General features: G+C 66.8%; 24 protein-coding genes. 17 read left to right on the plus strand and 7 right to left on the minus strand.

Annotated features, from left to right (window positions below; all coding sequences use genetic code 11):
- Positions 1-41: 41 nt before the first annotated feature.
- The 3 genes from HD594_RS17200 to HD594_RS15230 all read right to left on the minus strand — a co-directional run bounded on the left by HD594_RS17200 (position 42) and on the right by HD594_RS15230 (position 4995).
- A complete protein-coding gene (locus HD594_RS17200; RefSeq protein WP_221446640.1) occupies positions 42-1553 on the minus strand; it encodes an A1S_2505 family phage non-structural protein in 1512 nt (503 codons plus the stop codon).
- A 686-nt stretch (positions 1554-2239) separates the two neighbouring features.
- Positions 2240-4063: an ATP-dependent nuclease gene (locus tag HD594_RS15225; protein ID WP_184751748.1), complete on the minus strand. Its 1824-nt coding sequence runs from the start codon at positions 4061-4063 to the stop codon at positions 2240-2242.
- Positions 4064-4188: 125 nt separating this feature from the next.
- Complete coding sequence (locus tag HD594_RS15230) at positions 4189-4995, minus strand: hypothetical protein (RefSeq protein WP_184751749.1); 807 nt, start codon at positions 4993-4995, stop codon at positions 4189-4191.
- Between the two features lie 551 nt (positions 4996-5546).
- On the opposite strand from HD594_RS15230, the gene HD594_RS15235 reads away from it, so the two are divergent.
- From HD594_RS15235 to HD594_RS15275, 10 genes are all read left to right on the plus strand, one after another.
- A complete protein-coding gene (locus HD594_RS15235; protein WP_184751750.1) occupies positions 5547-6239 on the plus strand; it encodes a PASTA domain-containing protein in 693 nt (230 codons plus the stop codon).
- 141 nt (positions 6240-6380) lie between these two features.
- Positions 6381-7481: a DNA cytosine methyltransferase gene (locus HD594_RS15240; protein ID WP_271171142.1), complete on the plus strand. Its 1101-nt coding sequence runs from the start codon at positions 6381-6383 to the stop codon at positions 7479-7481.
- Between the two features lie 102 nt (positions 7482-7583).
- A complete protein-coding gene (locus HD594_RS15245; RefSeq protein ID WP_184751751.1) occupies positions 7584-10298 on the plus strand; it encodes a Z1 domain-containing protein in 2715 nt (904 codons plus the stop codon).
- Positions 10295-11269 (plus strand): PD-(D/E)XK motif protein, encoded by a 975-nt coding sequence (locus tag HD594_RS15250; RefSeq protein WP_184751752.1) that lies wholly within the window; start codon positions 10295-10297, stop codon positions 11267-11269. Before HD594_RS15245 ends, HD594_RS15250 begins: the two co-directional genes overlap by 4 nt.
- On the plus strand, positions 11266-13167 hold the full coding sequence (locus tag HD594_RS15255) for a hypothetical protein (RefSeq protein WP_184751753.1): 1902 nt from the start codon (positions 11266-11268) through the stop codon (positions 13165-13167). Before HD594_RS15250 ends, HD594_RS15255 begins: the two co-directional genes overlap by 4 nt.
- Before the next feature lie 34 nt (positions 13168-13201).
- Complete coding sequence (locus HD594_RS15260) at positions 13202-14056, plus strand: hypothetical protein (RefSeq protein ID WP_184751754.1); 855 nt, start codon at positions 13202-13204, stop codon at positions 14054-14056.
- On the plus strand, positions 14053-14784 hold the full coding sequence (locus HD594_RS15265) for a DUF6339 family protein (RefSeq protein WP_184751755.1): 732 nt from the start codon (positions 14053-14055) through the stop codon (positions 14782-14784). Before HD594_RS15260 ends, HD594_RS15265 begins: the two co-directional genes overlap by 4 nt.
- 40 nt (positions 14785-14824) lie before the next feature.
- Positions 14825-15292: a very short patch repair endonuclease gene (locus HD594_RS15270; protein ID WP_184751756.1), complete on the plus strand. Its 468-nt coding sequence runs from the start codon at positions 14825-14827 to the stop codon at positions 15290-15292.
- Positions 15293-15297: 5 nt separating this feature from the next.
- On the plus strand, positions 15298-15954 hold the full coding sequence (locus HD594_RS17205; RefSeq protein ID WP_221446641.1) for a hypothetical protein: 657 nt from the start codon (positions 15298-15300) through the stop codon (positions 15952-15954).
- A gap of 34 nt (positions 15955-15988) precedes the next feature.
- The gene (locus tag HD594_RS15275) at positions 15989-16375 is read left to right on the plus strand and encodes a hypothetical protein (RefSeq protein ID WP_221446642.1); all 387 of its coding nucleotides are present in this window, start codon (positions 15989-15991) and stop codon (positions 16373-16375) included.
- A gap of 76 nt (positions 16376-16451) precedes the next feature.
- Here the strand turns inward: HD594_RS15275 and HD594_RS15280 are convergent, their stop codons facing one another.
- Together HD594_RS15280 and arfB are read right to left on the minus strand one after the other, a co-directional pair.
- Positions 16452-18029: a serine hydrolase domain-containing protein gene (locus tag HD594_RS15280; RefSeq protein WP_184751757.1), complete on the minus strand. Its 1578-nt coding sequence runs from the start codon at positions 18027-18029 to the stop codon at positions 16452-16454.
- Positions 18030-18131: 102 nt separating this feature from the next.
- Positions 18132-18569: an alternative ribosome rescue aminoacyl-tRNA hydrolase ArfB gene (arfB, locus tag HD594_RS15285; protein ID WP_184751758.1), complete on the minus strand. Its 438-nt coding sequence runs from the start codon at positions 18567-18569 to the stop codon at positions 18132-18134.
- A gap of 96 nt (positions 18570-18665) precedes the next feature.
- Here arfB and HD594_RS15290 point away from each other — a divergent pair, with 96 nt between their 5' ends.
- From HD594_RS15290 to HD594_RS15300, 3 genes are read left to right on the plus strand one after another with little or no spacing between them, the layout of a single operon-like run.
- The gene (locus HD594_RS15290; protein WP_221446643.1) at positions 18666-19169 is read left to right on the plus strand and encodes a GNAT family N-acetyltransferase; all 504 of its coding nucleotides are present in this window, start codon (positions 18666-18668) and stop codon (positions 19167-19169) included.
- Positions 19170-19204: 35 nt separating this feature from the next.
- On the plus strand, positions 19205-19471 hold the full coding sequence (locus tag HD594_RS15295) for a type II toxin-antitoxin system Phd/YefM family antitoxin (RefSeq protein ID WP_184751759.1): 267 nt from the start codon (positions 19205-19207) through the stop codon (positions 19469-19471).
- Entirely contained in the window at positions 19468-19857 is a 390-nt protein-coding gene (locus tag HD594_RS15300) for a type II toxin-antitoxin system VapC family toxin (protein WP_184751760.1), read from the plus strand. Before HD594_RS15295 ends, HD594_RS15300 begins: the two co-directional genes overlap by 4 nt.
- A gap of 30 nt (positions 19858-19887) precedes the next feature.
- Here HD594_RS15300 and HD594_RS15305 read toward each other — a convergent pair whose 3' ends face one another.
- A complete protein-coding gene (locus HD594_RS15305; RefSeq protein ID WP_184751761.1) occupies positions 19888-20298 on the minus strand; it encodes a VOC family protein in 411 nt (136 codons plus the stop codon).
- A gap of 23 nt (positions 20299-20321) precedes the next feature.
- Positions 20322-20846: an SRPBCC family protein gene (locus HD594_RS15310; RefSeq protein WP_184751762.1), complete on the minus strand. Its 525-nt coding sequence runs from the start codon at positions 20844-20846 to the stop codon at positions 20322-20324.
- Between the two features lie 215 nt (positions 20847-21061).
- Between HD594_RS15310 and HD594_RS15315 the strand changes: the two genes are divergently transcribed.
- From HD594_RS15315 to HD594_RS15330, 4 genes are all read left to right on the plus strand, one after another.
- Positions 21062-21796 (plus strand): hemerythrin domain-containing protein, encoded by a 735-nt coding sequence (locus HD594_RS15315; protein WP_184751763.1) that lies wholly within the window; start codon positions 21062-21064, stop codon positions 21794-21796.
- A 62-nt stretch (positions 21797-21858) separates the two neighbouring features.
- Positions 21859-22989 (plus strand): type III polyketide synthase, encoded by a 1131-nt coding sequence (locus HD594_RS15320; protein ID WP_184751764.1) that lies wholly within the window; start codon positions 21859-21861, stop codon positions 22987-22989.
- Positions 22986-23690, plus strand: coding sequence for a methyltransferase domain-containing protein (locus HD594_RS15325; protein WP_184751765.1), 705 nt, complete (start codon positions 22986-22988; stop codon positions 23688-23690). Before HD594_RS15320 ends, HD594_RS15325 begins: the two co-directional genes overlap by 4 nt.
- On the plus strand, positions 23683-24825 hold the full coding sequence (locus tag HD594_RS15330; RefSeq protein ID WP_184751766.1) for an FAD-dependent oxidoreductase: 1143 nt from the start codon (positions 23683-23685) through the stop codon (positions 24823-24825). Before HD594_RS15325 ends, HD594_RS15330 begins: the two co-directional genes overlap by 8 nt.
- Positions 24826-24932 lie beyond the last annotated feature (107 nt).

Here is a 24932-nt window from a genome sequence, read left to right on the forward strand (position 1 = left end):
GCCCCAGTCCTCGAACGGTCGATGTAGAGGATCTCCTTTGGTCAAAGCTCATCCTCCGCCCCGTGCTGCGCCGCCTGCTCGGCGAGCTCCACCAGATCCGCTCCCCGCAGCCCCGGCCACCCATGAACCTGCTCCTGCCACTCCTCCGGAATCCCCGACACCCCGAACCGTGCCCCCGCGAGCGCCCCGGCGATGGCCGCGACCGTGTCGGTGTCGCCGCCGCCCCGGATCGCGCGGTACACGGCATCCGTGAAGTCGCGCGCTCCGAACACCGCGGCGAGCGCCGCCTGGAACGCCTTCACGACCCACCCGTTGTCGGCCTGGAAGTCACGCGGATGCCGCCCGCACGCCTCATCGACCAGCGCCGCCCACCGCACCTGCCGCGGCGACCCCTCCCCGAACAGCTCGGTGAACCCGTCCAGCTCGAGCTCCCCTGTCAGCACCGCGTGCCGGATCATCAGCGACCAGATCACCGTCGCGTCCACGTTGTCCTGCTCCCAGTGCGTCAGCTGCGCGATGCGTCCCGCCGCCTCGGCGAGCCGCCGCTCGCGCCCGTCGGCGAGGTACCCGAGCGCGACGGGCCCTGTGCGCATGAGCGAGCCATTGCCCCCGCTGCGCCCCGAGCGCGAGTGATGAGCCTCGGATGCCGCCCGCGCCACATCCTCGGTGTGCACGCCACCCATCGACCGCAGCACCTGGCGCGTCTGCGCGCCGACGTCCTTCGCGGTGCGCGACCAGGTGTCCCACTCCCCCGCGATCCACCCGAGCACCGCGGGGTCGCGCAGCGACTCGCCCCGCGCGAGCGCCTGCAGGATCGGCATCGCCATGGACGTGTCGTCGGTCCATTCGCCGACCCCGTGCCCGAACACCCCGACCCCGAACTCGGGCACGAAGTCGTCGCCGTGCGCGGGCCCGAACTCGTACTGCGACCCGAGCGCATCCCCGATCGCCATCCCGACCATCGCGCCCGCCGCGCGGTCGAGCTGCTGCGCGCTCAGCCGCGCCGGCGCCTGCCTCCCGTGGTGCTTCGCCCCGACGAGCCCATCAGGACGAGCGGATGCCGCACCCGCCGGCCCGCCCGAACCCGGCGCCGACGACACGGATGCCGCAGCATCCGCCCCCGACGCTCCCGGCACCGGAACCCCCGCCTTCCGCAGCTCCGCCGCGAACGACGGCGGCAGGGCGACGTTCGCCCCGGCGCCCGCGAGCAGCGGAGCGACATCCGACGGCTGGTACGGCCCGATGCCGCAGCCGAGCTCGGTGACGAGAAACGTCAGCTCGGGATGCGCGTCCGCGAACCGCAGGAACGTGCCGATCTCGGACGCCATGTTGGCGGCATCCGTCATCGTGTCGACGGCGTACGACTGCCCCTGCAGGCCGTGCCCCTGCCCCCACACGGCGCCGAACTTGTCGTGCGCGATGCGCGCGGCGCCGCCGCCGTGGCGACCGCCTGAGTTCGAGCCGAACACGAAGATCTCGTCGGGCGCGAGGGTCTTCACCCAGCCGGCGAGGACGAGGCGCCCGTCGGCGTCGCGGGTGGTGTTGGCGGTCATCGCTGACTTCCTGTCTTGGGAGCGCCCGTCACGATCAAGTACGCTCGGCGCCCCAGCATCGCGCCCTTCACGGTATCGGTGCTACGAACCACCGCAAAGGCGTTGAGCTAACTGCATCCGGCCGAGAGTGCCTCGTTCGCTGGTGCACCCGCCATCGAGCGCCTCGACGGTGTGAGGCTTGCGAGTCGGCGCATTGGTTCGCGTCGCGAGCAGGAGTGGGCGGGCCTCGGCCCTGCTTCAGGGACCTCGACGACGAAGGCTCGGTGTGGACTATCGAGGACGATTCAGTCCAGCTCTCATCGGAACGAATGGTTAGCGCGCGGTGCCGTTCTGGTCTCGCGATGCCGCCGACACGCGAGAGTCGGCGCCTTGAAGTCATCGCGGACGCTACGGTGTCCTCAGGTTCCGCCTCCGCCAGATCTCCGGCTGCCCAGATTGTCGGGGGTCTCAAACGCCCGGTCCGCTGGCCGGATCTGGTGACGCGTAGTCCTTCATCCCGTTGCGGATGCGCAGCACACGAGCCGCGCGGCGAGCTTGCGGCGAATCGCCGCTGATGGTTCCCCGTCGCGACGCTGGATATTTTCCGCGCGACGCCGTCGCGAGCGACGCAGACGAAGGGGGCCCCGAACCCGGTGGCGCGGACCATCCGGCCATGCACTGAGCGGCGAAGCCGCCTAGGGCGCGCGCTATAGAGGGGTCTGTTGGTGAGTGTCGACGATCTGCTTAAGCCAATCGTCTACGGGTTTGAGAGCCGAATTGGGTTCACCGTTTACACGCAGCCAATCTTCGATGAGCAGCGCCGGCAAGTGGGGTACAAGCTTGTTGGTTGCCTTCCCGTCGCAATTCCATCCCTTCGACCCAAGCCAAGCACTGAACTTCGTGTAGCCATCGGGCGGAGTAGTGAACGTCTCCACCTCTGGATCACCCAGGAGGTTCGCCCCCTCTGGTCCGAGCTTCTCTGCAAGCGCCGCGTCCCCGTAAGTCTCGAGGATCAATCCCTCGAGGTCGGAGTTCAGTGTGAAGGCATCGAATGGGGCAAGCAGTGCGTTGAATCTCGCTTGACTCTCAAGTGCGGCGGGGAACGTCGCGTGCGGCTGATCGGCCTCCGTACGCAGCTGCTGGAGAATCTCATCGGCAGGCTTGATCTCTCGCTGGGCCAACACATCGAGGAGCTTCCGTTTTCCGTTTCGCTTCTTCAGGCCGTCCTTGTCGGTGAGAGCGTAGGACCGCACGCCGAAGAGATGAGCGAGCTGCACGAGATACTTCATGGTGTCGATTCCGCCCGACTCGATCACGGTGATACCCAGGCCGTAGTGACCGCCGGGTGCCCCGCAGTGCCGCGCGAGCAGCTTCTCCACGAGACTGAAGTCGCCCTCGCCTTCCACCACGATGACCGCGTTTGCGAAAACCAACTCGCTGTTCGCTGCGTTGCAGTATCGAGACAGCCGCCCGACGTCGGTCGGGGTCAGAACTGGCTTCACCCACGTGTGCACGGTTCCATCGGTCTGCAGCGGTATCCGCGCAATTCGCTCGATCTCGAAGGAGTCGACCAGCACGGCACTGTGGGTTGTCACAAGCAGCTGAGCGTCATCAGCAATGTCTCGAATAATCTTTGCCATCGCGCGTTGCGTCTGCGGGTGAAGGAATGCTTCCGGCTCCTCGATGGCAAACATGAGGTTGTGGCCGTGCTGACTACCCTCCCGGCTTGCGACGTAGCGGAGGATGCCGAGCACAAGCGCCGACTGGAAGCCAGTTCCACGTTCGGATATAGGCACATCGATCGCATCACGACTCTTGATGACGGCGGACTCGAGCATGCCCCGAAGCGCATGTCGCGACTCTGGCAAATCAATAGTCACCGTCTGCTCGCGAAAGGGGAGCTCGGATGCGATCGCCGCGGCTGAGTCGTCGAGCACTGTCTTAACCAGGGCCTCGAGCGGGGCGATCTTCGCCGCAAACTCCTGTTGGAGCGCTGTACTGCGTGACGCGCCAGATCTGATCAGGATCGCTTCGAGCGTGTCGAGGAGGCGTTCAAGCGATTCCGGCTCCTCTTTGCCGCCGACGTTACCCACTCGCACCGAAGGGATCTTTACGAATCTGAACGCCTCGATAGCCGCCTTGTACAGTCGCAGCGACGTCTCGGCGTTCGCATTCCGCGACGCTTTGAAGCTCAACGTGCCGGAGCGGCTGCAGCGGATGCTAAGCCAGATCAGTCCATCCTGACGAAGGATGGGCGAGAACGTCTGCTGCTCGCTAGTCGAAAGATCACCAAACCAGACCTGGATGCTGGACAGTGTCCGGGAACCAAGGTTGGCGTAGTACTCATTGAGTGGCTTCAGTGCGATTAGCTCGTCCCCGGTCGGATCCGAGAAGTACGTTTCCAGGATGCGAATGAGGGAGGACTTCCCGGCGTTGTTGGGACCAGCGACCAGCTGCAGTTTGGGATCGATGTCCATCCGAAGGGACTGGTAGCCGAGCAGCCGCTCGACCTCAACTCGAATCACTCGCACGAACGAGACGATAGGGCACCACAGTCAGGAACTGAATTCTCGGGCCGCACCTCGTGGAACCACCCACTCGAGTCGGACGTCGTTAATTGACTCCCTCCGGAGGTGGCACATGTGCACCGCTGAGCCTACTTCCCGCGTCGCTCAAGCTCTCCGAGCAATTGCACCGCGGCAAGTGTCGTCCAGAAGATCCAGTCGAGGTATTCCTCGCCGTACTCCCCCTGCTGCCGCACGTTGTCGTGACGAATCGCGAAGTTGTTGAAGATGTTGAAGAGCGCAGTCTCGTCGCCCTTCGCGAACTCACCAGCCTTGAATTCCAGGCGCCGCTTCTCCAAGATGCCGGCCAACTGCGCAACCGCGGCCCGTCGATCGTGCTCCGTCGATGTGCGGGTTCGATAAAGCCGGATTGCCGACGCCAGCTTCCCCGCATCACCGATGTCCGAGACGTCGGTAAGCTCCTCCGCTAGTTCATCGAGCTTGAGATCAGAATGTCGGAGCAGCCGCCCCTTATCGTCGCCTTTGTTACCGAGCCGCAACCCGACCCCGTAGCGCTCAAGCAGCTCGTTGACGCGCCACCGGTAGACGACCCCTCCTGATTCCTTGTTGAAGTCGCTGTAGTGCCAACCACATTCATTGAACGGGTGATAACCACGGGTTCGCGGTCGTTGGGCCTGGTCATGCAGGTACTCCATCACGGAGTAGAGCACGTCGTCCGGAATCGAAAGGGCGCTGTCGTCAAGTGGCCAGCGAACGTCCACACGGATGGCCTTGCTGATCTCATCGCTGGCGTGATCTTGGAAGCCTTGCCAGGTTCCTCCGTCATCGACGCACCCCTTGGGAAGCACCTTCGGGAAGTAGTCGAGCTCGCGCATCTCGTCGACGAGCTCTACGTACGCACGCGCCAGGGACTTCCCGAGCCCGGCATTCGAACGCACGCCGTGCCGCTCCATCCAATAGGTGGGTGGTTCGTTGAGAGCTAGTCGCGCCCGCGAATCCGTCCGCGACACCGTCGCCCCTCCCCTCGGACGAGGAGTGACTCGTTTGGCTTGACGTCGATCCATGGGGCGCAAACCTCCCTGCAGCGCGGTGGCTCGCTGAACCACTCAGGAGTCAACTCTGCGCGATCGCGAGAAACTGCACGTCTCCGCGCCGAATCGATCGCCGTCATCCCCGCCCCCGCGCTCGACTGGCAACGCGAATCGATTCTGCGGATCTCCGAGCGGGGGATGCGCGAATGTGCTGGGGATCTCGAGACGGCGCGCTCTGGCCAGCTTGGAGAGCGCTGCGAGACGCGTAGTCCGGCCTGGCCCTCTCGGGATGTATCCCGCACGACCGCGACGGCTTCGGGATTGGTGTCGGCTCAGGCTTTCCTCAGTACTCAAACAGTGCGTTGGGGAGCGGGAGTTCGACCACCGGACAATCCCGTACGGTGAGGTAGTTGCCAGCCGATGAGCTGGGGATCAGCCAGACCTGGGGAGAGGTTCGAATGAACGCACTTCGCATTGCGCCGGCAGCGGCCAGCTTGCTTCTTGTTCTCGCGCTTGCCGCGTGCGGCTCCGGCGAGCCAGCGGTCATGCCTGAAGTCGTCGGCAAGCAGCTCGATGTCGCAAAGAGTGACATCGAACGCGCGGGTTTCGGCGACGACATCGAGGTCGTCGGCGGCGGCATCTTCGGGGTCCTGGACGACTCCAACTGGGTTGTCTGCGAGCAGGAGCCAGCCGCTGGCGCCGATGTTGCGGCGCCGCGTCTCGTCGTCGACCGGGAATGCGTGTCGACCGAGGAATCCGCGGGACCTGAGGCGACGCCCACCGAACCGACCGCGGAGCCCACCACCGAACCGACAGTTGCCGCGAATGTCGTCGATACCTCCGTGGACGAACTACTCGACCGGCTCAACTCCGCCAACCTGGGAGGAATCGAGGTTGGCGATCAGTTCCGCTTCACGGGCGAACTCTTCGCGTCCGAGTATTGGTACACGGGAGCCACAGGCGACTACGTCGTCATGTTCAAGGCGCACGATGGCGCCGATGATCTCTTCGTACTTCTCGATGAGTCCACGGCGGCAGGTTGGACCGACGGCATGCGCATCGAGATGGTCGTAGAGAACGTCGAAGTCGAGCTCAATGGTGAAACGAGCGACGGTTGGCTGCGGACCGTGTCCGCAGCACCGGTCGGCTAGCAGGGCGGTGCGGGGTTAGCAGGTTCGCGAGGGCCCGATCGACTCCCATGCCGCGCGGACTGCGGGCGACGTCGTTGCCCCGAAGTAGGCTGACTCACGGCCCGAGCAACAAGCGGGTCTTGGCTAGAGGAGAGTAGTGCAGTGACGCTGAGATTCACGCTTGGAGAGCTCTTCTCGGGGCCCGGTGGAATGGCATTGGGCGCCCACCTCGCCGCACGCGAGACGGGAACGGCGCTCAAGCATGGCTGGGCGAACGACTACGACGAGAGCACCGTTGCCACCTACATCGCGAATATCGAGGGCGCTACGGCAAAATCCGTGATCTGTCAGGACGTGCGCTCGCTGGATATCGACTCGCTGCCGCACATTGATGGGTTCGCGTTCGGCTTCCCCTGCAACGATTACAGCCTGGTCGGCGAGAACCGCGGCCTCAAGGGCGAGTTCGGCCCGCTGTTCTCCTATGGAGTCCGTGTCCTGGAGCGCCACGAGCCGGAATGGTTCGTTGCGGAGAACGTCAGCGGGTTGCGCAGCTCGAACGGCGGCGACGACTTCAAGCTGATCCTCGATGCCATCCGCAATGCCGGCCCGGGCTACCGAATCACACCCCACCTCTATCGTTTCGAGGACTACGGCGTGCCCCAGCGGCGACACCGCATCATCGTTGTCGGTGTGCGGGAAGACGTCCCGATCAACTTCGAGGTGCCAGCGCCAACTCATCCCGATCGCAGCCAGTGGACGTCAGCGTCCGAAGCACTCGCCGGCATCCCGGCGACGGCCCCGAACCATGAGATCACTCGGCAGTCTTCGACTGTCGTGCGACGACTCGAGCTGATCGATCCCGGCGAGAACGCCTTCAACGCGAAGCGCATGAGTGACGAGCTGCGCCTCAACGTGAAGGGGGCGACGCTCAGTCAGATCTACAAGCGTCTTCACCCAGACCGTCCGTCCTACACGATCACCGGCTCCGGTGGCGGAGGGACCCACGGCTACCACTGGGCAGAGCCGCGCGCGCTCACCAACCGCGAGCGTGCACGAATCCAGACGTTCCCCGACGATTTCGAGTTCATCGGCCGGAAGGAGAATGTGCGGCGCCAGGTCGGAATGGCAGTTCCTCCGCAAGGTGCGTTCCACATCTTCCGGGCGCTGTTTCGCTCCTTTCAGGGCGTCAGCTATCCCACGATCCCAGCCAATCTCAGCGCAGACGGCATGCCAGTCGCGCCCCAAGAAGAGGTTGATGCGTAGACGGACCTGACGCACTCGCCCGGCGCAAGGCGCGCCCCTCTCACACAGCAAAGCAACATCGAGCGACGAAGAACTCGTCGCGATCCGAGCCAAGGACATCCAATGCCGCATTCGCCCGTATCCGACACGCAATTCCAGACGGGGCTCGCGGCCTTGGAAGGGATACTGGCGAGCCAGTCGGGGCGTGCCGGATCCGGCGCGGAAGCCGAAGCGAAGCTCCTGGTCGAGAGGATGTTTCCCGGTTTTGGATCGGCCTACGATCTGTACCTTGACCGTCAGCGCGACATGGTTGAAACAATCAAGTTCGGCAATCTCGTCAAGAAGGACGGCGGATACACCACTTGGTATAGCGGCCCGAAGACCTCCGTGGGCGAGTGGCCGTCATATCGGAAGCTCTTGGAGTCGCGACTTCCCACGTCGGCCGTGCAGGGCATCGACGACTCAACTACTCGCATCCTTTCTCGTTGCGCGAACCCGAAGGAACCGGGCGATCGACGCAAGGGCCTCGTCATCGGCTACGTCCAGTCGGGTAAGACCGCAAACTATGCCGGGCTGGTCGCGAAGGCGGTGGACGCCGGCTACCGGATCGTCGTCGTACTCGCCGGCATGTACACGAACCTGCGCGCGCAGACGCAAGCCCGACTTGAGGCCGATCTCAACGTGAACGACGCCACGGACAAGGCAGGGATCGCTTGGTCGCTGCTGACCGACAGAGATTCCGACATCGGCCCCAAGATCAACGTGGGGTTCATAGCGAACACCGGCAATGTCGCGATCATGATCGTCAAGAAGCACGAAAGCCGACTCGCCAACGTCGCCAAGTTCCTTCAGAGCATCCCCGAAGAGACACGGCGGAACCGCGCGGTCCTGATCATCGATGACGAGTCCGACCAGGCGACGCCGAATACGCAGAGCGACCGTGACCTCGTTTCGACGATCAACCAGCGTGTTCGCGACATCTGGAAGGAGGTGCGCACCGGCACCTATGTCGCGTACACGGCTACGCCCTTCGCCAACATGTTCATCGACCCGAATGACGATGAGGACCTGTACCCAGACGACTTCGCGATGGTGCTGCCGAAGCCAGAGGGGTACATGGGAGCGGACAGCTTCTTCAACGTCGCGCAGAATGCGGATGCTGGCGAAGACGAAGCGATCTACTCGCTCGCTCATGTGGTCGACCCCGAGGAAGCCGAGACCCTCGTGCCCAAGGGGAGGAACATCGACACCTTCGAGCCCGAGGTCACCGAGTCACTGGACGACGCCATCCGCTGGTTCATCATCGCCACCGCGATTCGCCAGCTCCGCACCGGCAAGGCCTCGCACTCATCGATGCTCCTGCACACCTCGCACCGCGTTGCCGCACATCAGCTCGTGAAGGACGCGGTAGCTGACTTCACCGCGGGCCTCGCGCTGAACCGCGACGACGAGGAGTCGTCGTTCCACGAAGTGTTCGCTCGCGAAGCCGGCAGCGCTTCGACGCTCCAGCCAGATGCTGTGATGCCTGCCTGGGGCGAGGTCTGGGCGAAGATTCGCGAGATCATCGGCAGGCTCACGGTCAAGATCGACAACGGCCTGTCGGATGATCGACTCTCCTACCCCGACGACTCCCCTCAGTTCGTCATCGCGATCGGAGGAGGAACACTGTCGCGAGGCCTGACGCTCGAAGGCCTCGTCGTGTCCTACTTCCTCCGCACATCCAACACCTACGACACGCTGCTTCAGATGGGCCGCTGGTTCGGGTTCCGGCCTGGCTATCAGGACCTCGCCCGCGTATGGGTCGGCCCAGGGCTGCTCGAAGAGTATGGTCACCTCGCCCAGGTCGAGCGCGAGATCAGATCCGAGGTCGCCGTCCTCGAGGCGGAGGGCAAGACCCCCAGAGACCTGGCGATTCGGGTTCGCACCCATCCGGGCAGACTTCAGATCACACGCGCGGGCGCGATGACGAACACCCTCGTCGTGCACGCGGGCCTGGGCGGGACCCGCCGGCAGACGATCTACCTCGATCGTTCGTCAAGCGGTACAGAGAAGTCCCAGGCAGCTGCGAGGCAGCTTGTGTCCGCTGCCCAGCGCAGGGTGGGCTCACGGTACATCAAGCAGACCGGCTCGAAGGCCGCTCATGGGTCCCAGGTCTTCGTCGGAGTGACGAATGACGAGCTCGTTGAGTTCCTGAAGCAATACTGGGTGGCTACGGCGGATCCGTGGTTGCAGGCGTCAGCGATGAAGACATGGCTGAGCGAGCACGGCGACGGCGTCACATGGAATCTCGTGCTCGTGTCAGGGCCTGCACGTCTCGGTTCGTTCGAGTACGCCCCGGAAATCGGGGTAGGCCGCGTGAGCCGTGCGCCACTGGCAGAGGCGTTCTGGACCCCCGAGCGCCTCCCGGACGCGCCCCCGGACGGGTCTGATGTCGTCAACATCCGCGCACTCATGTCGAGCGGAGACTCTCTGCTCGATCTTCAGATTCTGTCCGAGAATGGTGCGCTTGAGGACCCTCAGGGTCTGCTCGATGAGGCGGACACGAATGAGATCAACAGCGTTAGAGCCGTTCGACGCAAGCTGGCGCCGAAGACCGGAGTCATTCTGCTCTACGCCGTCGCCGGCGACTCTCAGCCCCTTGCGAAGTCCAAGTCCCGTCGACCCATGGCCTGCGACAGCGACCTGATCGGACTCGGAGTGATCTATCCCCACGCCGAGAACGAGGACGACGGCGAGTTCATCGCGGCGGATGTGCGCCCTGTCGTGAGCGACGATGAGTCAGACAAGGCGACAGCCTTCACCGACACAGAGGGCGACTACGATCCGGAGGCGAAATGACCGGCGGATATGCCCGGGTCACGCATGCGCTGGAGATCCTTGCGTCGCGCAGGCCTGCGGCCGGAGAGGGTGCGGCGGCTCCCATCGGGCCCGATCGAGACATCGACGAGGCCCGTCTGGCGAAAGACCACAACGGTGACATTCACCTCCTGGTGGCGCTTCCTCCAGGTCGCACCAAGTTCGCGCTCCCACTCGGACATGTGCTGCCCACCACATGGCTCGAGGAGCAGGATGGGTCGTCCGAACAGTTCTCCCTTGATGTGCGCAGCACCGATGCAAGCCTGACGCCGACGTTCCTCTCGCTCGTCGGCGAGATGCTCAACAGAGTCGATGAGTCAGGAGGAGCATGCATCGATGAGCTGATGCGCGTCCTCAGCTCCTGGCGAGAGGCGCTCGCGCGAGAAAAGCGCGGCCTGTCCCGCGAGCGGGCAATTGGCCTGTTCGGTGAGCTTTTCGTATTGTCGCGGTTGGCGAAGACCGACCCCGCACGCGCGCGATCAGCCTGGAGGGGCAAGGAAGGGTACCGACACGATTTCTTCCTCCACAATGCGCTCGAGGTGAAGGCCTACGTCACGACCGACGCCCCGACCGTCGAGATCCATGGTGCGCATCAACTCGATCCGCCGATGAACGCGTCGCTGCACCTGCTGGCGCTTCGATTGGAGGAGAACGCCGAAGGCAAGACGATCGACGACCTCATCGGTGAGATCGACTCATACGGCCTGCCGAAGGGCCTTCTCTTCGAGCGGTCGACCGATGAAGAGCCCGTAATCGCCGACAACAACATGCGCTTCGTTGTGGCGAACGAACGGCTCTTCCGAGTGACCGATCGATTCCCCGGGATTCGCTTCTCGACCCTCGGCGAGGCCGCGTTCGAAGGCGTCTCGCACATTCGTTACTCGCTTCTGCTCGACGCGTGTCCCAATGCCGTAGATCCGTCTGCGTTGCCGGAGGTTCTGAAGGAACTGTGATCCCCTCAAACACCTCAACGATCGAACCGCTGGACTGGTTTCCCAAACGATTCCAGCCGGGTGACATGGACTCGACCGGCGGCGACCGTCTGCTCGGGCGAACTGAGCTGTCCGCTCTCGAGATCCTGGTGCGCGAGACCGCTCAGAACAGCTGGGATGCCCGCCTCGATGACCAGCGGCCCTGGTACGGCGTCCACCTTCGGCGCGCAGACTGGCGGTTGCGCGCAGATCTGGACCGGCTGCTACCCGACCGCAACCGCCGAACGCCTGGCACTCATCTGCCAGATGCTCCGTTCGTGCTCGAGATCTTCGACCGCGGAACCACAGGCCTCGACGGTCCCGTGACGCTGCGCCCCGTACTCGGCGATGCTCCCCGCAACTTCCAGGATCTGATACTCAAGCTCGGTGTGCCTCGCGACGACGGGAAGGGTGGAGGAACCTACGGATTCGGCAAGACAGCCTCGTACGCATTCAGCCGACGGGGCACGGTGCTCTACTGGACTCGCTGCTACAACGAGGAGGGGCGACTCGAGCACCGGCTGATCGCGTCGGCGTTCGGCGACTCCTACGTGGAATCGGGTGTGCAGTACACCGGGCGCCACTGGTGGGGTCGTCTTGACGAGGACTCAGTTGCTCCACTTCTGGGCGACGAAGCAGAGGCAGTCGGACGTCGATTCTTCGAGCGCGGCTTCGGACCAGGTGAGACCGGAACCTCAATGCTCATCCTGGATCCCGATCTGAGTCCCGTCAGTCTCGGATCCGATGTCGCCGATGATGAGCAGCCGCAGTGGAGCGAGTCCGATGCCGCTGCCGAGTTCGGCGTTAGAGCCCGCTCAGCGATCAGGGTTCATCTGTGGCCCAAGCTCGTAGCCCGCCCTGGCGAGCACGATACCCCGATGCAGATCACTCTCGACGTCGACGGCGAGCGAAAGGATCTGATCGGCGAACCGATCGGGGCACTCGCGTTGTGGGGCGCCGGTCTGAACGCGATCCGGTCGGCAAGGCAGACGGTCCCGGGCAAGGTGGCAACGGCTCAGAACATGCCAGTTGAGGTATTCCCGATCACGCGCCTCGGCAAGACGCTCGGCCACCTCGCGATAGTTCGGAGGATCCTCGCACTCGAGTCTCCGGCAATGCACGACGACCTTGATCCGCTCCACAGCCCAGCAGTCGAGCGCATCGCTCTGATGCGCGGACAACCGGAGCTGATCGTGGAGACAGTTGACTGGGTTGCCCAGTCTCCTATCGAGGGTGTCGAGTGGCTTGCGGTGTACAAGGCGTCCGACGACTGGGACGCGACCTATGCGCGCACCGAACCTCCCGCACACGATCACTGGATCGCCAGCTCGGGTGGGGAAGAGGGGCTGGTTGTCAGGGCGACGAAGACCCGTGCCAGCAAGCACATCCGGGACACCCTCTATCCCGAGCCAGAAGCGATCCAGTCTGAGTCCGTGCCGGTTCGCACGGGCAACCTCTCTCGGCGGTTTGCGTCACTTCTGCCTGCGCGTCTCGATCCAGTAGCACCAGACCGCCCACCCAGAACTGCCAACGGGCGCCGAGCGAGGAGCGCGACGCGAGTCCATCGAGTCGAGGCCTCAGCTCCCCGGCTCGTCACAACGCTTGACGATGGTCGTCAGCGCCAGAGCATCGACTTCACGGTCAAGGCAGACGCGCCGCGATCACTGGTGAAGATCAGCGTCAGCGCAATCGGGGACGAAGGCGTGCATGAGCCTCTTCCACCAGACGAGCTGTCCCTCACTTGGAGCGGAGCCGAAAGCGTGGGGCTGGCACAGGCCATCGTCGCTCCCGACCAGTTGGTCGCGGTGGACTTCACGGCGATCGGCAGGCGGGCCTTGCGCATTGACCTCAGCGCGGAGGCCCCTGATGGTATTCACTGAGTCACGTCCCTATCGAACACCCGCTGCAAGATCGGTGCTGGCAGAGCTCGGCGTGGTGTCGCCGACATCAGACGTCGAACAGCTGAGCGACGTCTGGAACCCCGGCGATGACGTCATCATCCAGGGCTCGGCGACTCTGGCCGCGAGCTTCTGGGACGAGACCAGAATCTCGCCCGGCGAGGATGTGTGGCTCGTTGCGGTCGTTGGCTGCATGCCTGCGCGAACGCGCTGGCGCTCGCAAGCGCAGTTTCGCGAGCAGGATGGAGCCTGGCGCGCAGACATCGAGCTCAAGGCCGATGGAAGCGAGCTTGCGGTGGAGCTGACGGCCGACCTCTGGGTTGTTGGCCCGGGCCGCACGGGAAGCCCCAACCCATTGAATGCGATTCATCAGAGCGCCAAGCTCTGGCAGCTCGCGAGCCCCATGTCGCTTCGGCTCGAACGCGATGAGGCGGACTTCCCCACCTCCGCTGCGTCGTTTGGCGCAACTGGGCGGCGGGCGGTTCCCTGGGGGATTGAGACCGCCTCAGATGCCGAGCCGCAATGGAGCATCAGCTCCGCGATTCGACTGTTCGTCAACACTGATCTCGAGATCTGCCAGGAGATCGTCGACGGCACGGCGCCCGAGAACGTGTACGTCGCGATCGAGTGCGACATACACCTCGCGGTACTCCACTTCCTGGCCGGATGGCGAAACACCGTGCCGGCCGACCGCATGCAGGACATCGCCGACGAGGACTACGGCTCGCTGGCCGCTCTCGGCTCATCGATCGCATCATCCCTCGGACTCACGCTCGAAGAGGGATGTCGACTTGCAGCTGAGGATCCGATCAACCTCGTCGGCCGCTCCCGCGAGGCACTCGCGCTCTATCGAAAGTCGAGCAGCAAGTGACATACATCTACCCAAGACTCACGCGCGCCGACGTCGAGAGTGAGATTGCCCGAATCGAGCGAACCATCGCCTCGGGAGGCAACGCCCAGCCGTTCCCCGACGGCGGACATCATCCGGGAGCGATCTTCCCGGCGGCGGGAACGCCGGTTCCAGCGCAGCACCTTCGGGACCTTCATGAAGCTGTCGCCGACGCGATACCTCAAGCGAGCTCACGCAAGCGCGGAGATCGTGACCGACTGTTCGACATCGCCGTTGGCAGTGCACTTGCCCGCTGGTTCGAGTCGGAAGGACGCGCGGAAGCGTCCCATCCGGACATCTGGCCGTATCTGACCCTGGTTGTCCTCCCAGATCTCGCGGTAGAGCGATTCGGTCCAGACACGCATGGTCACCTCCCGCACGATCGATACCGCTCCGGTCGACGCAACGTCTTCCAGCGCCTCTATCTGCGCTCCTCGATTCTGGGCGAGCTTCTCAGCGACCCTGAGCTGCCGCTATTCGAGGACGAGCTTGTGGGTTTGATCGATCGCAATCTCTCGTCCGATCACCGGCTGGCCCGCATGGTCAGCGCGCAGATCGCGGCGCTCGACCGCAGCACCAACCGTCGAGAGACTGTTCGAAGCGGGTTCAAGGCGCTTCAGTTCGAACTGCGCGTCACGGATGTCGCCGCGATGAACGACGAGGCCTTGAGTACGCTGCTCAGCGGCCTGTTCGTCCCGTCCAACGACTGACGCGGGACGCATATCGCTCGATCCGATGTACGCTCCGGACATGGCCGACTCGTGGGCGTCGAGCGAAACGTCTCGGCGCACGATGGTTGCGAACCGCCGGCGCGACACCCAGCCCGAGATGCGCGTCCGACGGATTCTGCATGCTGCGGGCCTGAGATATATCGTGGACGCTCGTCCGATCACTTCATCAAGATCGCGCGCCGACATCGTGTTCACCAAGCGGCGAATTGCCGTGTTCATCGACGGCTGTTTCTGGCATCGCTGCCCAGTCCATGGCACAACCCCAAAGGCCAACTCCGACTATTGGACGCCCAAACTGGAGCGAAATGTGAAGAGGGACCAGGAAGTCACGCAGTCGCTGATGGCGGCTGGCTGGACCGTGCTCCGGTTCTGGGAGCACGAGGACCCCACCACCGTTGCGGCCGAGATCATCGGCGTCTGGCACGCCGCCAATATGGCTGAAAGCCAGACCAGGGCCGGGAATACCCCCGATCCCCTCGTACGGTGAAGGTCATGACCAGCGCACCATTCAATCCCATCGAATTGCCGCCACTCCAAGGCGACGAGACGTTCACTGGCGTCGACGCAACCGTGAACGACTTCTGGCGATTCGCCATGAGCGACCTGCGCGTCAACACCGTCCGCGGCTATGTCGCGGAGTTTCTCATCTCGCGCGCGCTGGGACTCACCGGGGTGGCCGACTCCATGACGGAGTGCGACCTGCGCTGGAACGGGATATCCATCAATGTGAAGTCCTCCGGCTACTTGCAGGCCTGGTCGCAGAGGTCGCTCTCCCGAATTCAGTTCTCGGGCCTCTATCGCCGTGCATGGAGCGTCGAAGACGGGTCCCTCGGCGAGGTGCCCGACTTCCATACCGATGTCTACGTCTTCGCGGTACAGACAGCGACTGAACCTGACAAGTACGACCAGCTCGATGCGAATCAATGGGACTTCTACGTCTTGTCGCAGGCCGCGGTGAGGGCACACGGGTGGGGTTCCCTCAGCCTGAGGAAGCTGGAGTCTCTGGGCGCTGCTCGCCTCAAGCTATCCGACTTGCCGACCGCGATCCGCGAGGCGGCGAACGTCGGTGATCGCCAACCGTCACGGTGGACACGCCAAGCGCTCCAAGGCGAAGGCTTCGAAGGGTTCATCCCGTTCGAGGCTCCCTGATGTCGCTGTCCCGAGCGAGCCAGGCGTCTACCTGGTGATACGCGATTCGCAGAGCACGCCCGCCTTCAATCGGCACAGCACCGCCGGGAGATTCAAGGGGCGCGAGCCGAGCGTTGAGATTGCCCAGCTAGAAGCCGCGTGGGTCGAAGGCCCTTCGGTTCTCTACATCGGAATGGCAGCGCCCGGGAAGAGCGGACGTCGTGGACTCAGCAAGCGACTCGATGAGCATCGCCGCCATGGACAAGGCGAGCCGGTTGGCCACTGGGGTGGACGCTATGGCTGGCAGCTAGCGGACCCGGAATCGCTCATGGTCTGCTGGAAGCCGACTCCGGACGGCGATCCCGCCACGCTGGAGACCGAGATGATCATCAACTTCGTCGCCGACTTCGGACAGCTCCCGTTCGCGAACCTCAGGCATTGAGCGTAGACATGCGGATCGTCGGGTCGGGCACCCATGCGAGCGGCAAGATCACGCGGCCGCGGGCGTCCGCCGGCGCCTACTCCGCCTCGGCTCCTGATCGCCGAGTCCGCGGCACGGCCCGCCTGCCGAGCATCGTCGCTCCCACCGCGACGCCCGCCGTCGCGAGGGCGACGTTCGCCCAGGTGCGCGGATTCGTCCGGTCGGGCTGCTTCTCGAGAGTCAGCGGCATCATGTCCAGGTGCAGACGCGGGAGTTCCGTGCCGGGGTCGCGGCTGAACACGACACGCATTGGCTCGAGGCCGGCATCTCCCAGACTGACCTGGAAGGCATCCGGATCGCTCGCGGCGGCGGGTTCGAGGGGGAATCCCTTGAGCAGCGTCGGCACGACGGTGAGGAAGCGCAGCATAAGCCGGCCGCGCTGCACGAACACCTCGGCGCCGAAGCCCAGCATCCCGCGCAGACGCACGTCGGTCAGGCGCGCGTCGAGTCGGTACCAGCCGCACAGGTCGCCCCAGCGCTCCGGATGCTGCGCGGCGGGCACGGCATCCGTCGTATCGCCCAGCAGAGTCCGGAGGAGCATCTTCACCTCGGACGGCAGCCAGAAGTCGGCCTGGCGGCTGCCGTTCGTGAACGCGATCACGCCGATCCCGGCATCCGGCACCACGCACAGTTCGCTGTGGAATCCCGGATGCGTCCCCTGGTGCCGCACCGCATCGCGCCCGGCGACCTCGGTGCGGAAGAACCCCAGGCCCATGCCGGGGATGCGCGGATCGGGCCGGTACTGGGCCCGGAACATCTCGGCGAGCGTCTCGAGGGCGAGGATCGCGCCGTGCTCTCCAGCGCCGCCGCGCAGCAGCGCCTGCGCGTATCGGGCCATGTCGCGGGGTGTGGAGTAGACGGATGCCGCGCCCGCGGTGATCATGTCTCGCCCATCGACCCGCTTCACGCCGTGCGCGCCGATCTCGTACCCGGTGGCGAGGGCGGCAGAGATGCGGTCGGTGCGCGCGAGGCTCGAGTCGCTCATCCCGAGCGGCGCGAAGACGTGCTCGGCCAGGTACTCCCCCAGCGGCATCCCGCTGACGTCGGCGACGATCTGCCCGAGCGTCGTCGGGCCGTGGTTGTTGTAGACGAAGCGCGTGCCGGGTTCGGCGTGGACGGCGAGCGCCCGCTCGTACAGGTCCGCGGGCGAAGGCAGCGGGGCGCCCGCCGGCACGCTCTCGCCGAAGTCGGGGCGGAAGGCACCCGAGGCGTGGGCGAGCTCGCCGAGTCCGGCGGTATGGGTGAGCAGGTGCCGCGGCGTCGCCGGGCGCCAGTCAGGGTCGTCGGGCACGAGCCGGTACGCGCGCAGATAGTCGTTCGCCGGCGCGTCGAGGTCGATCCGGCCCTGCTCGACGAGCTGCATCACCGCGACGGCCGTGAAGGTCTTCGAGATCGACGCGATGCGGAAGCCGGTGTCTTCGGTGATCGGCCGCCGCGTACCGAGGTCGGCGACACCGTGCCCGCGGAAGTACCGCAGGCCGTCGCGGTCCACGACGCCGAGCGCGAACCCGACCGTGGGATGCCGGTGGAGGATGCCGTCCACGGCGGCGTCGAGCGCCTCGGGCGACAGCGCGAACGACGTACCGGCGGTGCGGTGCGGTGTCGTCCGTGACATCGTCGTTGTCCCCCCGTCGCGTGCACGCGGGCACGGTCGTCGTTGGCTGTGAGCCACTATGCGCTGACCACGGCGTCGCGGGTAGGGGCGAACGGCCCGCCGTCAGTCCTGGGGCGGGCGGCGCAGCCGCTTGACGTCGGTGCGCTGCTTCTTCGCCTTCAGGCGGCGTTCCTGAGACCCGCGGCTCGGCTTGGTCGGTCGCCGCTTCGGAGACGGAGGTCGCAGGGCGTCGGCGACGAGAGCGGCGAGGCGGGCGCGGGCGGCATCCCGGTTGCGCAACTGGGCGCGGTGTTCGGATGCCGCGACCGTCAGCGCTCCTGCGACCAGGCGGCCGCTCAGACGCTCGAGCAGCCGCTCCCGCTGGTGCGGTGAAAGGGCTGCCGAGCCGGCGACATCCCACAGGAGCTCAACGCGTGAGTCTGCGGTGTTGACTCCCTGCCCGCCCGGGCCGGAAGACCGAGAGAACCTCCACGTCAACTCGGGCTCGGGGATCGTGAGCCCGGAATTGACCCGGAGTCCGGGGCGGTGCGGGGTGGCCATGCATCCATCATCCCGCGACAGGTGTTCGCAGACGGATGCCGCCGCAGCGGCATCCGGCGAGATCCGCGACCGCCGCGCCGGCCCTACGCTGGTGCCGTGATCGTGCTCGAGCCCATCCCCCGCGACCGCTTCGCGGCGTGGCGTGAGCGGGCGATGGCCGGGTACCGCGACGACCTCGCCGCGTCCGGCAGAACGGCCGACGAGATCGAGGCGCACATCGCGCGCGTCGAGCCCGAGCTCTTCACCGACCACGGGCCGCGCGAGGGACACTTCGTGTTCGAGGTCTCGGTCGACGATGACGAGGCGGGCTACCTGTGGGTGGGGCCCGGGCCATCGGGCGACGAGTTCTACGTGTGGGACGTCGAGATCGACGAGGCTTGGCGCGGCATGGGACTCGGGCGATCGACGATGCTCGCGGCAGAGGAGCTCGCGCGCGCAGAGGGCTACACGACCATCGCCCTCGCGGTCGGCGACGCGAACACGGTCGCCCGCGGACTCTACGACTCGCTCGGCTACGAGACCGTGGACGCCCAGGGCGGGCGCCGGCTCATGCGCAAGGCGGTGCCGGCATCCGGATCCGCCTCCGACAGCGCGGGCTGAGGCAGGCACGAGCCCCCATTGCTACGCTGTGCTACATGGAGTCGATCAGCCACCGAGAGCTGCGCAATCAGAGCGCCGAGGTGCTTCGACGCATCCAGGCGGGCGAGTCGCTGATCGTGACGAACCGCGGCCGCGCGACGGCGGTGATCAGTCCCGCCGGCAGGGCACCGATCGACGACTTCGCCGACCAGGGGCAGGTGCGGCGGGCGCGACGCGAACTGGCCGAACTGCGCACGATTCAGCGCCGACGCTCTGAACGAACCAGCGCAGAGATCGTGGCCGACTCCCGAGGACACTGGTGACGGTCGCCTACCTCGACACGTCGGCGGCCGTGAAGCTGCTCGTCGAAGAGCCCGAGTCCGCGGCTCTCGTCGACACCCTGACCGCGATGCCGAACCTGCGGCTCGCGGCATCCTGGCTCCTCCACACCGAGCTGCACTGCGCCGCGGGCAGGCACCCCGACGCGATCGACGCGGATGCCGTGCGCACCGTGCTCGACACGATCGACCTCGTCGATCTGACCCGGGGAGACATGATCGCCGCGGGCACCCTCGCACCATTGCGCTCGAACGAAGCGATCCACCTGGCGGTGGCGATCCGCCTCGGCATCGACGATGTCGTCACCTACGACCAGGAACTGGCGGATGCCGCGCGCCGAGCGGGGCTCGGAGTGATGTCGCCACGTTGAGGCGGGACACGGGAGCGACGGCATCCGCGCCTATGCGCTCGGTGCGCTCCGGGGCGGGTTGTACGCGAACTCGATCCGGATCCCGTTGTCGTCCTCGACGAACGAGGCGTAGTAGCGGTCGTTGAAGCGCGGGTACGCCTTGGGCACGCGCACCTCGGTCCACCCCGCGGCGAGCGCAAGGGCGTGCAGGCGATCGACCTCGGCACGGGTGGCGATGTCGAACGCGAGGTGCTGCCAGCCGACGCGCCCGTGCCGGTGCGGCCCGGTCCCCTCCTCCCGCGCGGGATAGAGGATCAGCTCGGTCTCGTCGCCGTTGTCCCACGACACCGAGCCCTCCTCGTCATGGCGGGTGTAGCCGAGGTCGGTGAGCACGGGGTCGAACTGCGCCACGGCAGCCTGCAGATCGTCGACGGTGATGCCGAGGTGGTCGAGAAGAGCCATCCCGAAAGCCTACGGTCGACTCCCTACACCGACTCGCGTCGACGACGGTCCGGCGCCGGATGCACCTGCTCCCACCGCTTCGACGCTCGTTCCCGCCGCGTCAACAGCCGATCCAGCCGCACGAAGTCCTGCGCGAGGATCCAGTGCGTCGCCCAATCCGGCAGCCACCCGAGCTGCCAGCGCATGGCATCGCTCAGCACCCCGGCGTAGTCGGCACGGATCTGCGTCACCTCACCGGCCGGCTCGCACGCGTACTCGACGCGCGAGTTCCACGGTGCCGACGACAACCACACCACGCGGCGGTTCTCCTCGAACAGGTCGAGCTGGTCGATGAAATGGGCCTGGAACGGCCCGATCTGATCGGTCGCCATCCACCTCGTGCCCACGCGCGGCGGGCCGTCGTCGATCTGAACACGGAAGAACGCGGCGGGGGCGAACTCGCGCCACTTCAGTGGATCGGCGAGGTACGGGAACACCGCCTCGACAGGGTGATGCACCGTCGCGTCGACGGTGACGCGACGTTCCCAGCCGCGCCGGGTCGCGCTCACGAGGACCCCTATCGTCCATGCCCGCTCGCGTCCCAGCCCGCGGGCACACTCCCTCGATTCCGAGCGTACGACTCCCCCTCAGCGCACACAACGGCCCGGACTGCGGTGTCCGGTGCCGGAGGCCCTGCGGCGGCAGAATCCCGGGTGTAGCCTGCGAATATTCGCCGCGATGGGGCGGCATCCGCCCCAAAGATCGTGGCGGGATCGAGGTCGAGATGGCCGAGAAGCTGCCGTCGTCCGGAGCCCTGCCCGAGGGTCAGACCCCCGGGTGCGACCCGTCGGGACTGATCCTGGTCCATCGCATCTTCCGATGGCTCTACCGCGAACTGCCGCTGCTCGTGCGCGACGTCGAGGCGGGCGACACCGAGCGGTCGTCCCTGGTCGGCGACTACGCCATGCTCGACTTCTTCGCGCTCCATCTGCACCACGAGACCGAGGACACCGTCCTGTGGGATCGCCTCACCACGCGCGACCCCGCGTGCGTCGCCCACGTCGACCAGATGAAGGCGCAGCACGCCGAAGTCGCGCGACAGCTCGGCCTGCTCGAACCGCAGCTGGCTCCGTGGGTCGAGACGGCGGATGCCGCGCTGCGCGACGCGTTCGCCACCGACATCGAGACCCTGCGCGACACCCTGTTCGGGCACCTCGGGCAGGAGGAGGACGACATCATGCCCGTCGCCGCCGCCGTGCTGACCCAGAAGGAGTGGGACGAACTCGAGGCGCACACCCGCTCCGCCCTGCTCGCCCACCGCAAAGAGCTGCCGCGCGACGTCATGTCGCTGCAGCTCGGCTTGCTGCTCGCGAGCGTGCCCGAGGACGAGCGCGACGAGTGGTACCACGCCAACGTCCCCGCGCCGATCCGGCTCCTCTACGCCCTGCTGATGAAGCGGCGGTACGACCGCGCGATGCGCGAGATCTACCCGGATCGGCCGGTACCCGCGATGACGTAGCGGCCCCGGGGGCTCCGTGCAACCCCCACTCGCCGACGCCACGCCCGTACCAAGGTGTCACCATGACGGCACGCATCGTGTCCATCGGAACTGCGGTCCCCGAGACCCGGCTCGATCAGCAACGCGCGCGCGACTTCTTCGCCGCGCAGCCCGGCGCCGACCGGCTCGCGCAGCGCCGCATCCGCGCGGTCTTCGACGCCTCGGCCATCGAGCAGCGGTACACCGTGCTCTCCCAACTCGCCGATCCGGCCGCGCCACCCGCCGACCGCACCGACGGCATCGACGGGCTCGACTTCGTCGACGAGTCCGTGCTGCTCTCCCCCGCGACCGGTGCGCGCAACGACACCTATCGCCGTCTCGCCCCGGCACTGTCGGCGAGCGCGGCGGGCGCGGCATTGGCGGATGCCGGCATCGCGGCATCCGCCGTCACCCACGTCGTGACGGTCTCGTGCACCGGCTTCTTCGCCCCCGGGCCCGACTATCGGCTGGTGCGCGACCTGGGACTGCCCGGCACGGCGCAGCGCTCCCACCTGGGCTTCATCGGGTGCGCGGCCGCCCTGCCCGCGCTGCGGCTCGCGGCGCAGATCACCGGGGCCGAGCCCGGAGCGGTCGTGCTCGTCGCGGCGACCGAGCTGTGCACACTGCACGTGCGGGACTCCACCGACCCGCAGCAGATCGTGGCGTCATCGGTCTTCGCCGACGGGGCCGCTGCGGCCGTCATCACCGCGGATGCAGCGACCGGCGCACCGGGAGGACTCGAACTCGACCGATTCGGCACGGCGCTGACGTCCGAGGGCGAGGCCGACATGGTCTGGAGCATCGGCGACCACGGGTTCGAGATGATCCTCTCTGCAGAGGTCCCCCGGATCGTCGGGCGTGAGATCCGCGGTGCGCTCGACCGGTTCCTCGCGGGAGACCCGCCGCCCGACGCGTGGGCCGTGCACCCCGGCGGGCGCAGCGTGCTCGACCGGGTCGAGGCGGGGCTCGACCTCGACCCCGAGGCGCTCGCGACCTCGCGCGCGGTGCTGCGCGACTTCGGCAACATGTCGAGCGCGACGATCCTGTTCATCCTGCGCGCGATGCTGCACGACGACGCGCTCCGCGACGGCACGCGTGTCGCGGCCCTCGCCTTCGGGCCGGGGCTGACCGTCGAGTCGGCGCTGCTCACCAAGCGCTCCCCCGCCGCGGCATGAACCTCTCGACGCGCGACCGTGCGCTGCGCGAGCTCATGGACGATCCGCAGTGCGATCCCGACCGCCTGGCCGCGACGCTCCGGCGCTTCGACATCGTCAACCGGCTCGTCGCGGGCTGGCACAGCGTGTACCGCGCGCACATGCGCCCCGCGCTCGCCGACCTCGGGCGCCCCGCGACCGTGCTCGACATCGGCAGCGGCGGCGGCGACGTCGTCGCCCGTCTCGCCACGTGGGCGCGACGCGACGGCTTCGACGTCGCGTGGGTGGGCATCGACCCCCACCCGCAGGCGCACGCGGTGGCAGAATCGCGACGGGCGCCGTCGTCGGTCTCGTTCCGATGCGCGGATGCCGCCACCCTCCGAGACGAAGGAGCAGTGTTCGACATCGTCCTGTCCAACCATGTGCTCCACCACCTCGACGACGACCTCCCCGCGTTCATCGAGGACTCCGTCGCGCTCGCGCGGGGTCCGGTGCTGCACAGCGACATCGATCGCAGCCGCCTCGCGTACGTGCTGTACGCGATCGGGATCACGCCGCTCGCGCCCGGCACGTTCCTGCGCACCGACGGTCTCCGCTCGATCCGGCGCAGCTTCACGGCGACCGAACTGCGGGAACAGCTCGCCGACGACCCGACGGGACCCTGGCGCGTCGAGCGGCCCACGACGTTCCGCCTGCTCGCCGTCGGGAGCGGCCGTGCCTGACGTCGCCGTCGTCGGGGCAGGCCCCGTCGGGATGCTCATCGCGGGCGAGCTCGCCCGGCGCGGACTCGACGTCACGGTCCACGAGCGCCGGGAGGCTCCCGGCGCCGGCACCCGCGCGATCGGCGTGCACGCTCCGGTGCTGGCCGCGCTCGAACGCTCGGGTCGCACCGACGCCTTGCTTGCCGTCGCCCAGCGCGTACCGCGCGGCGAGGCGCACGCGGACGGCCGCCTGCTCGGAACCGTGCGGTTCGACCGGCTCGCCACGAGGTTCCCGTTCGTCGCGACGCTTCCCCAGGCCGCGACCGAGGCGGTGCTCGCCCGCGACGCGCCTGAGCCTGTGCGCGGCGTCGCGGTGACCGGGGTCTCACAGGTGGCGGATGCGGTTCGACTCACCGCGGTCAGAGGTGACGGCGAGATCGAGATCGACGCGCCCCTCGTCGTGATCGCCGCGGGCGTGAGTGGGCGCGGCCTGGTGTATCGCATCGCCGGGCTCGCCGCGCACGAGTACCGCGACCGGTACCTCATGGCGGATGCCGCCCTGCCGCCCCGCGACGACGCCGCGACCGCGGTGGTGCATCTCGACCGCTCGGGGGTGCTGGAGTCGTTCCCGCTGCCCGACGGCATCCGCCGCTTCGTGGCGTGGGATGCCCCGGGCGGCGACCCCGACCCCGGCGCGCGCACGGCGCGCCTGCAGGCGGCGCTGCGCGCACGCGGTGAAGCGCATGCCGCGGATGCCGTCACCCACGCCACGGCGTTCGGGGTGCGGCGCGTGGTGGCCCCGAGGCTGCGCCGCGGGCGCGTCTTCGTGATCGGCGACACCGCCCACGAGGTGAGCCCGATCGGCGGTCAGGGCATGAACCTCGGCCTGCTCGACGCGGCTGCTCTGGCTCCGCTGCTGGCCGACTGGTCGCGCTCCGGGGTGGCGCCCGAGCCCGAGCTGCGCCGGTGGGAGGAGAGCCGCGTGCGCTCGGCGCGCACGGCGGCGAGACTTGCGGCGGCGAACACCGCGCTCGGGCGCCCCCTGAACCCCGCGATGCACCGGGCACGCAAGCGCGCGCTGCGCCTGGCGCTCGGCCCGGCGACGATGAGTGTGTTCGCCCGGGCGTACGCGATGGGCTTCGACGCCGACGCGTGAGCACGGTGAGCCGACCTCAGCCGACGCTTGAGCGCGGTGCGTGGGCTTCAGCCGACGCGTGAGCGGCGCGTGCTGCCGCCTTCAGCCGACACGTGAGCGGCGCGTGC

Origin of the sequence: Microbacterium thalassium (assembly GCF_014208045.1) — a bacterium.
GTDB lineage: Bacteria > Actinomycetota > Actinomycetes > Actinomycetales > Microbacteriaceae > Microbacterium > Microbacterium thalassium.

Excerpts from the sequence above, each read along its gene's own strand:
- HD594_RS17200 (WP_221446640.1), bottom strand. The coding sequence starts at position 1,553 with ATGACCGCCAACACCACCCGCGACGCCGACGGGCGCCTCGTCCTCGCC.
- HD594_RS15235 (WP_184751750.1), top strand. The coding sequence starts at position 5,547 with ATGAACGCACTTCGCATTGCGCCGGCAGCGGCCAGCTTGCTTCTTGTT.
- HD594_RS15245 (WP_184751751.1), top strand. The coding sequence starts at position 7,584 with ATGCCGCATTCGCCCGTATCCGACACGCAATTCCAGACGGGGCTCGCG.
- HD594_RS15250 (WP_184751752.1), top strand. The coding sequence starts at position 10,295 with ATGACCGGCGGATATGCCCGGGTCACGCATGCGCTGGAGATCCTTGCG.
- HD594_RS15270 (WP_184751756.1), top strand. The coding sequence starts at position 14,825 with ATGGCCGACTCGTGGGCGTCGAGCGAAACGTCTCGGCGCACGATGGTT.
- HD594_RS17205 (WP_221446641.1), top strand. The coding sequence starts at position 15,298 with ATGACCAGCGCACCATTCAATCCCATCGAATTGCCGCCACTCCAAGGC.
- HD594_RS15280 (WP_184751757.1), bottom strand. The coding sequence starts at position 18,029 with ATGTCACGGACGACACCGCACCGCACCGCCGGTACGTCGTTCGCGCTG.
- arfB (WP_184751758.1), bottom strand. The coding sequence starts at position 18,569 with ATGGCCACCCCGCACCGCCCCGGACTCCGGGTCAATTCCGGGCTCACG.
- HD594_RS15295 (WP_184751759.1), top strand. The coding sequence starts at position 19,205 with ATGGAGTCGATCAGCCACCGAGAGCTGCGCAATCAGAGCGCCGAGGTG.
- HD594_RS15305 (WP_184751761.1), bottom strand. The coding sequence starts at position 20,298 with ATGGCTCTTCTCGACCACCTCGGCATCACCGTCGACGATCTGCAGGCT.
- HD594_RS15315 (WP_184751763.1), top strand. The coding sequence starts at position 21,062 with ATGGCCGAGAAGCTGCCGTCGTCCGGAGCCCTGCCCGAGGGTCAGACC.
- HD594_RS15320 (WP_184751764.1), top strand. The coding sequence starts at position 21,859 with ATGACGGCACGCATCGTGTCCATCGGAACTGCGGTCCCCGAGACCCGG.
- HD594_RS15325 (WP_184751765.1), top strand. The coding sequence starts at position 22,986 with ATGAACCTCTCGACGCGCGACCGTGCGCTGCGCGAGCTCATGGACGAT.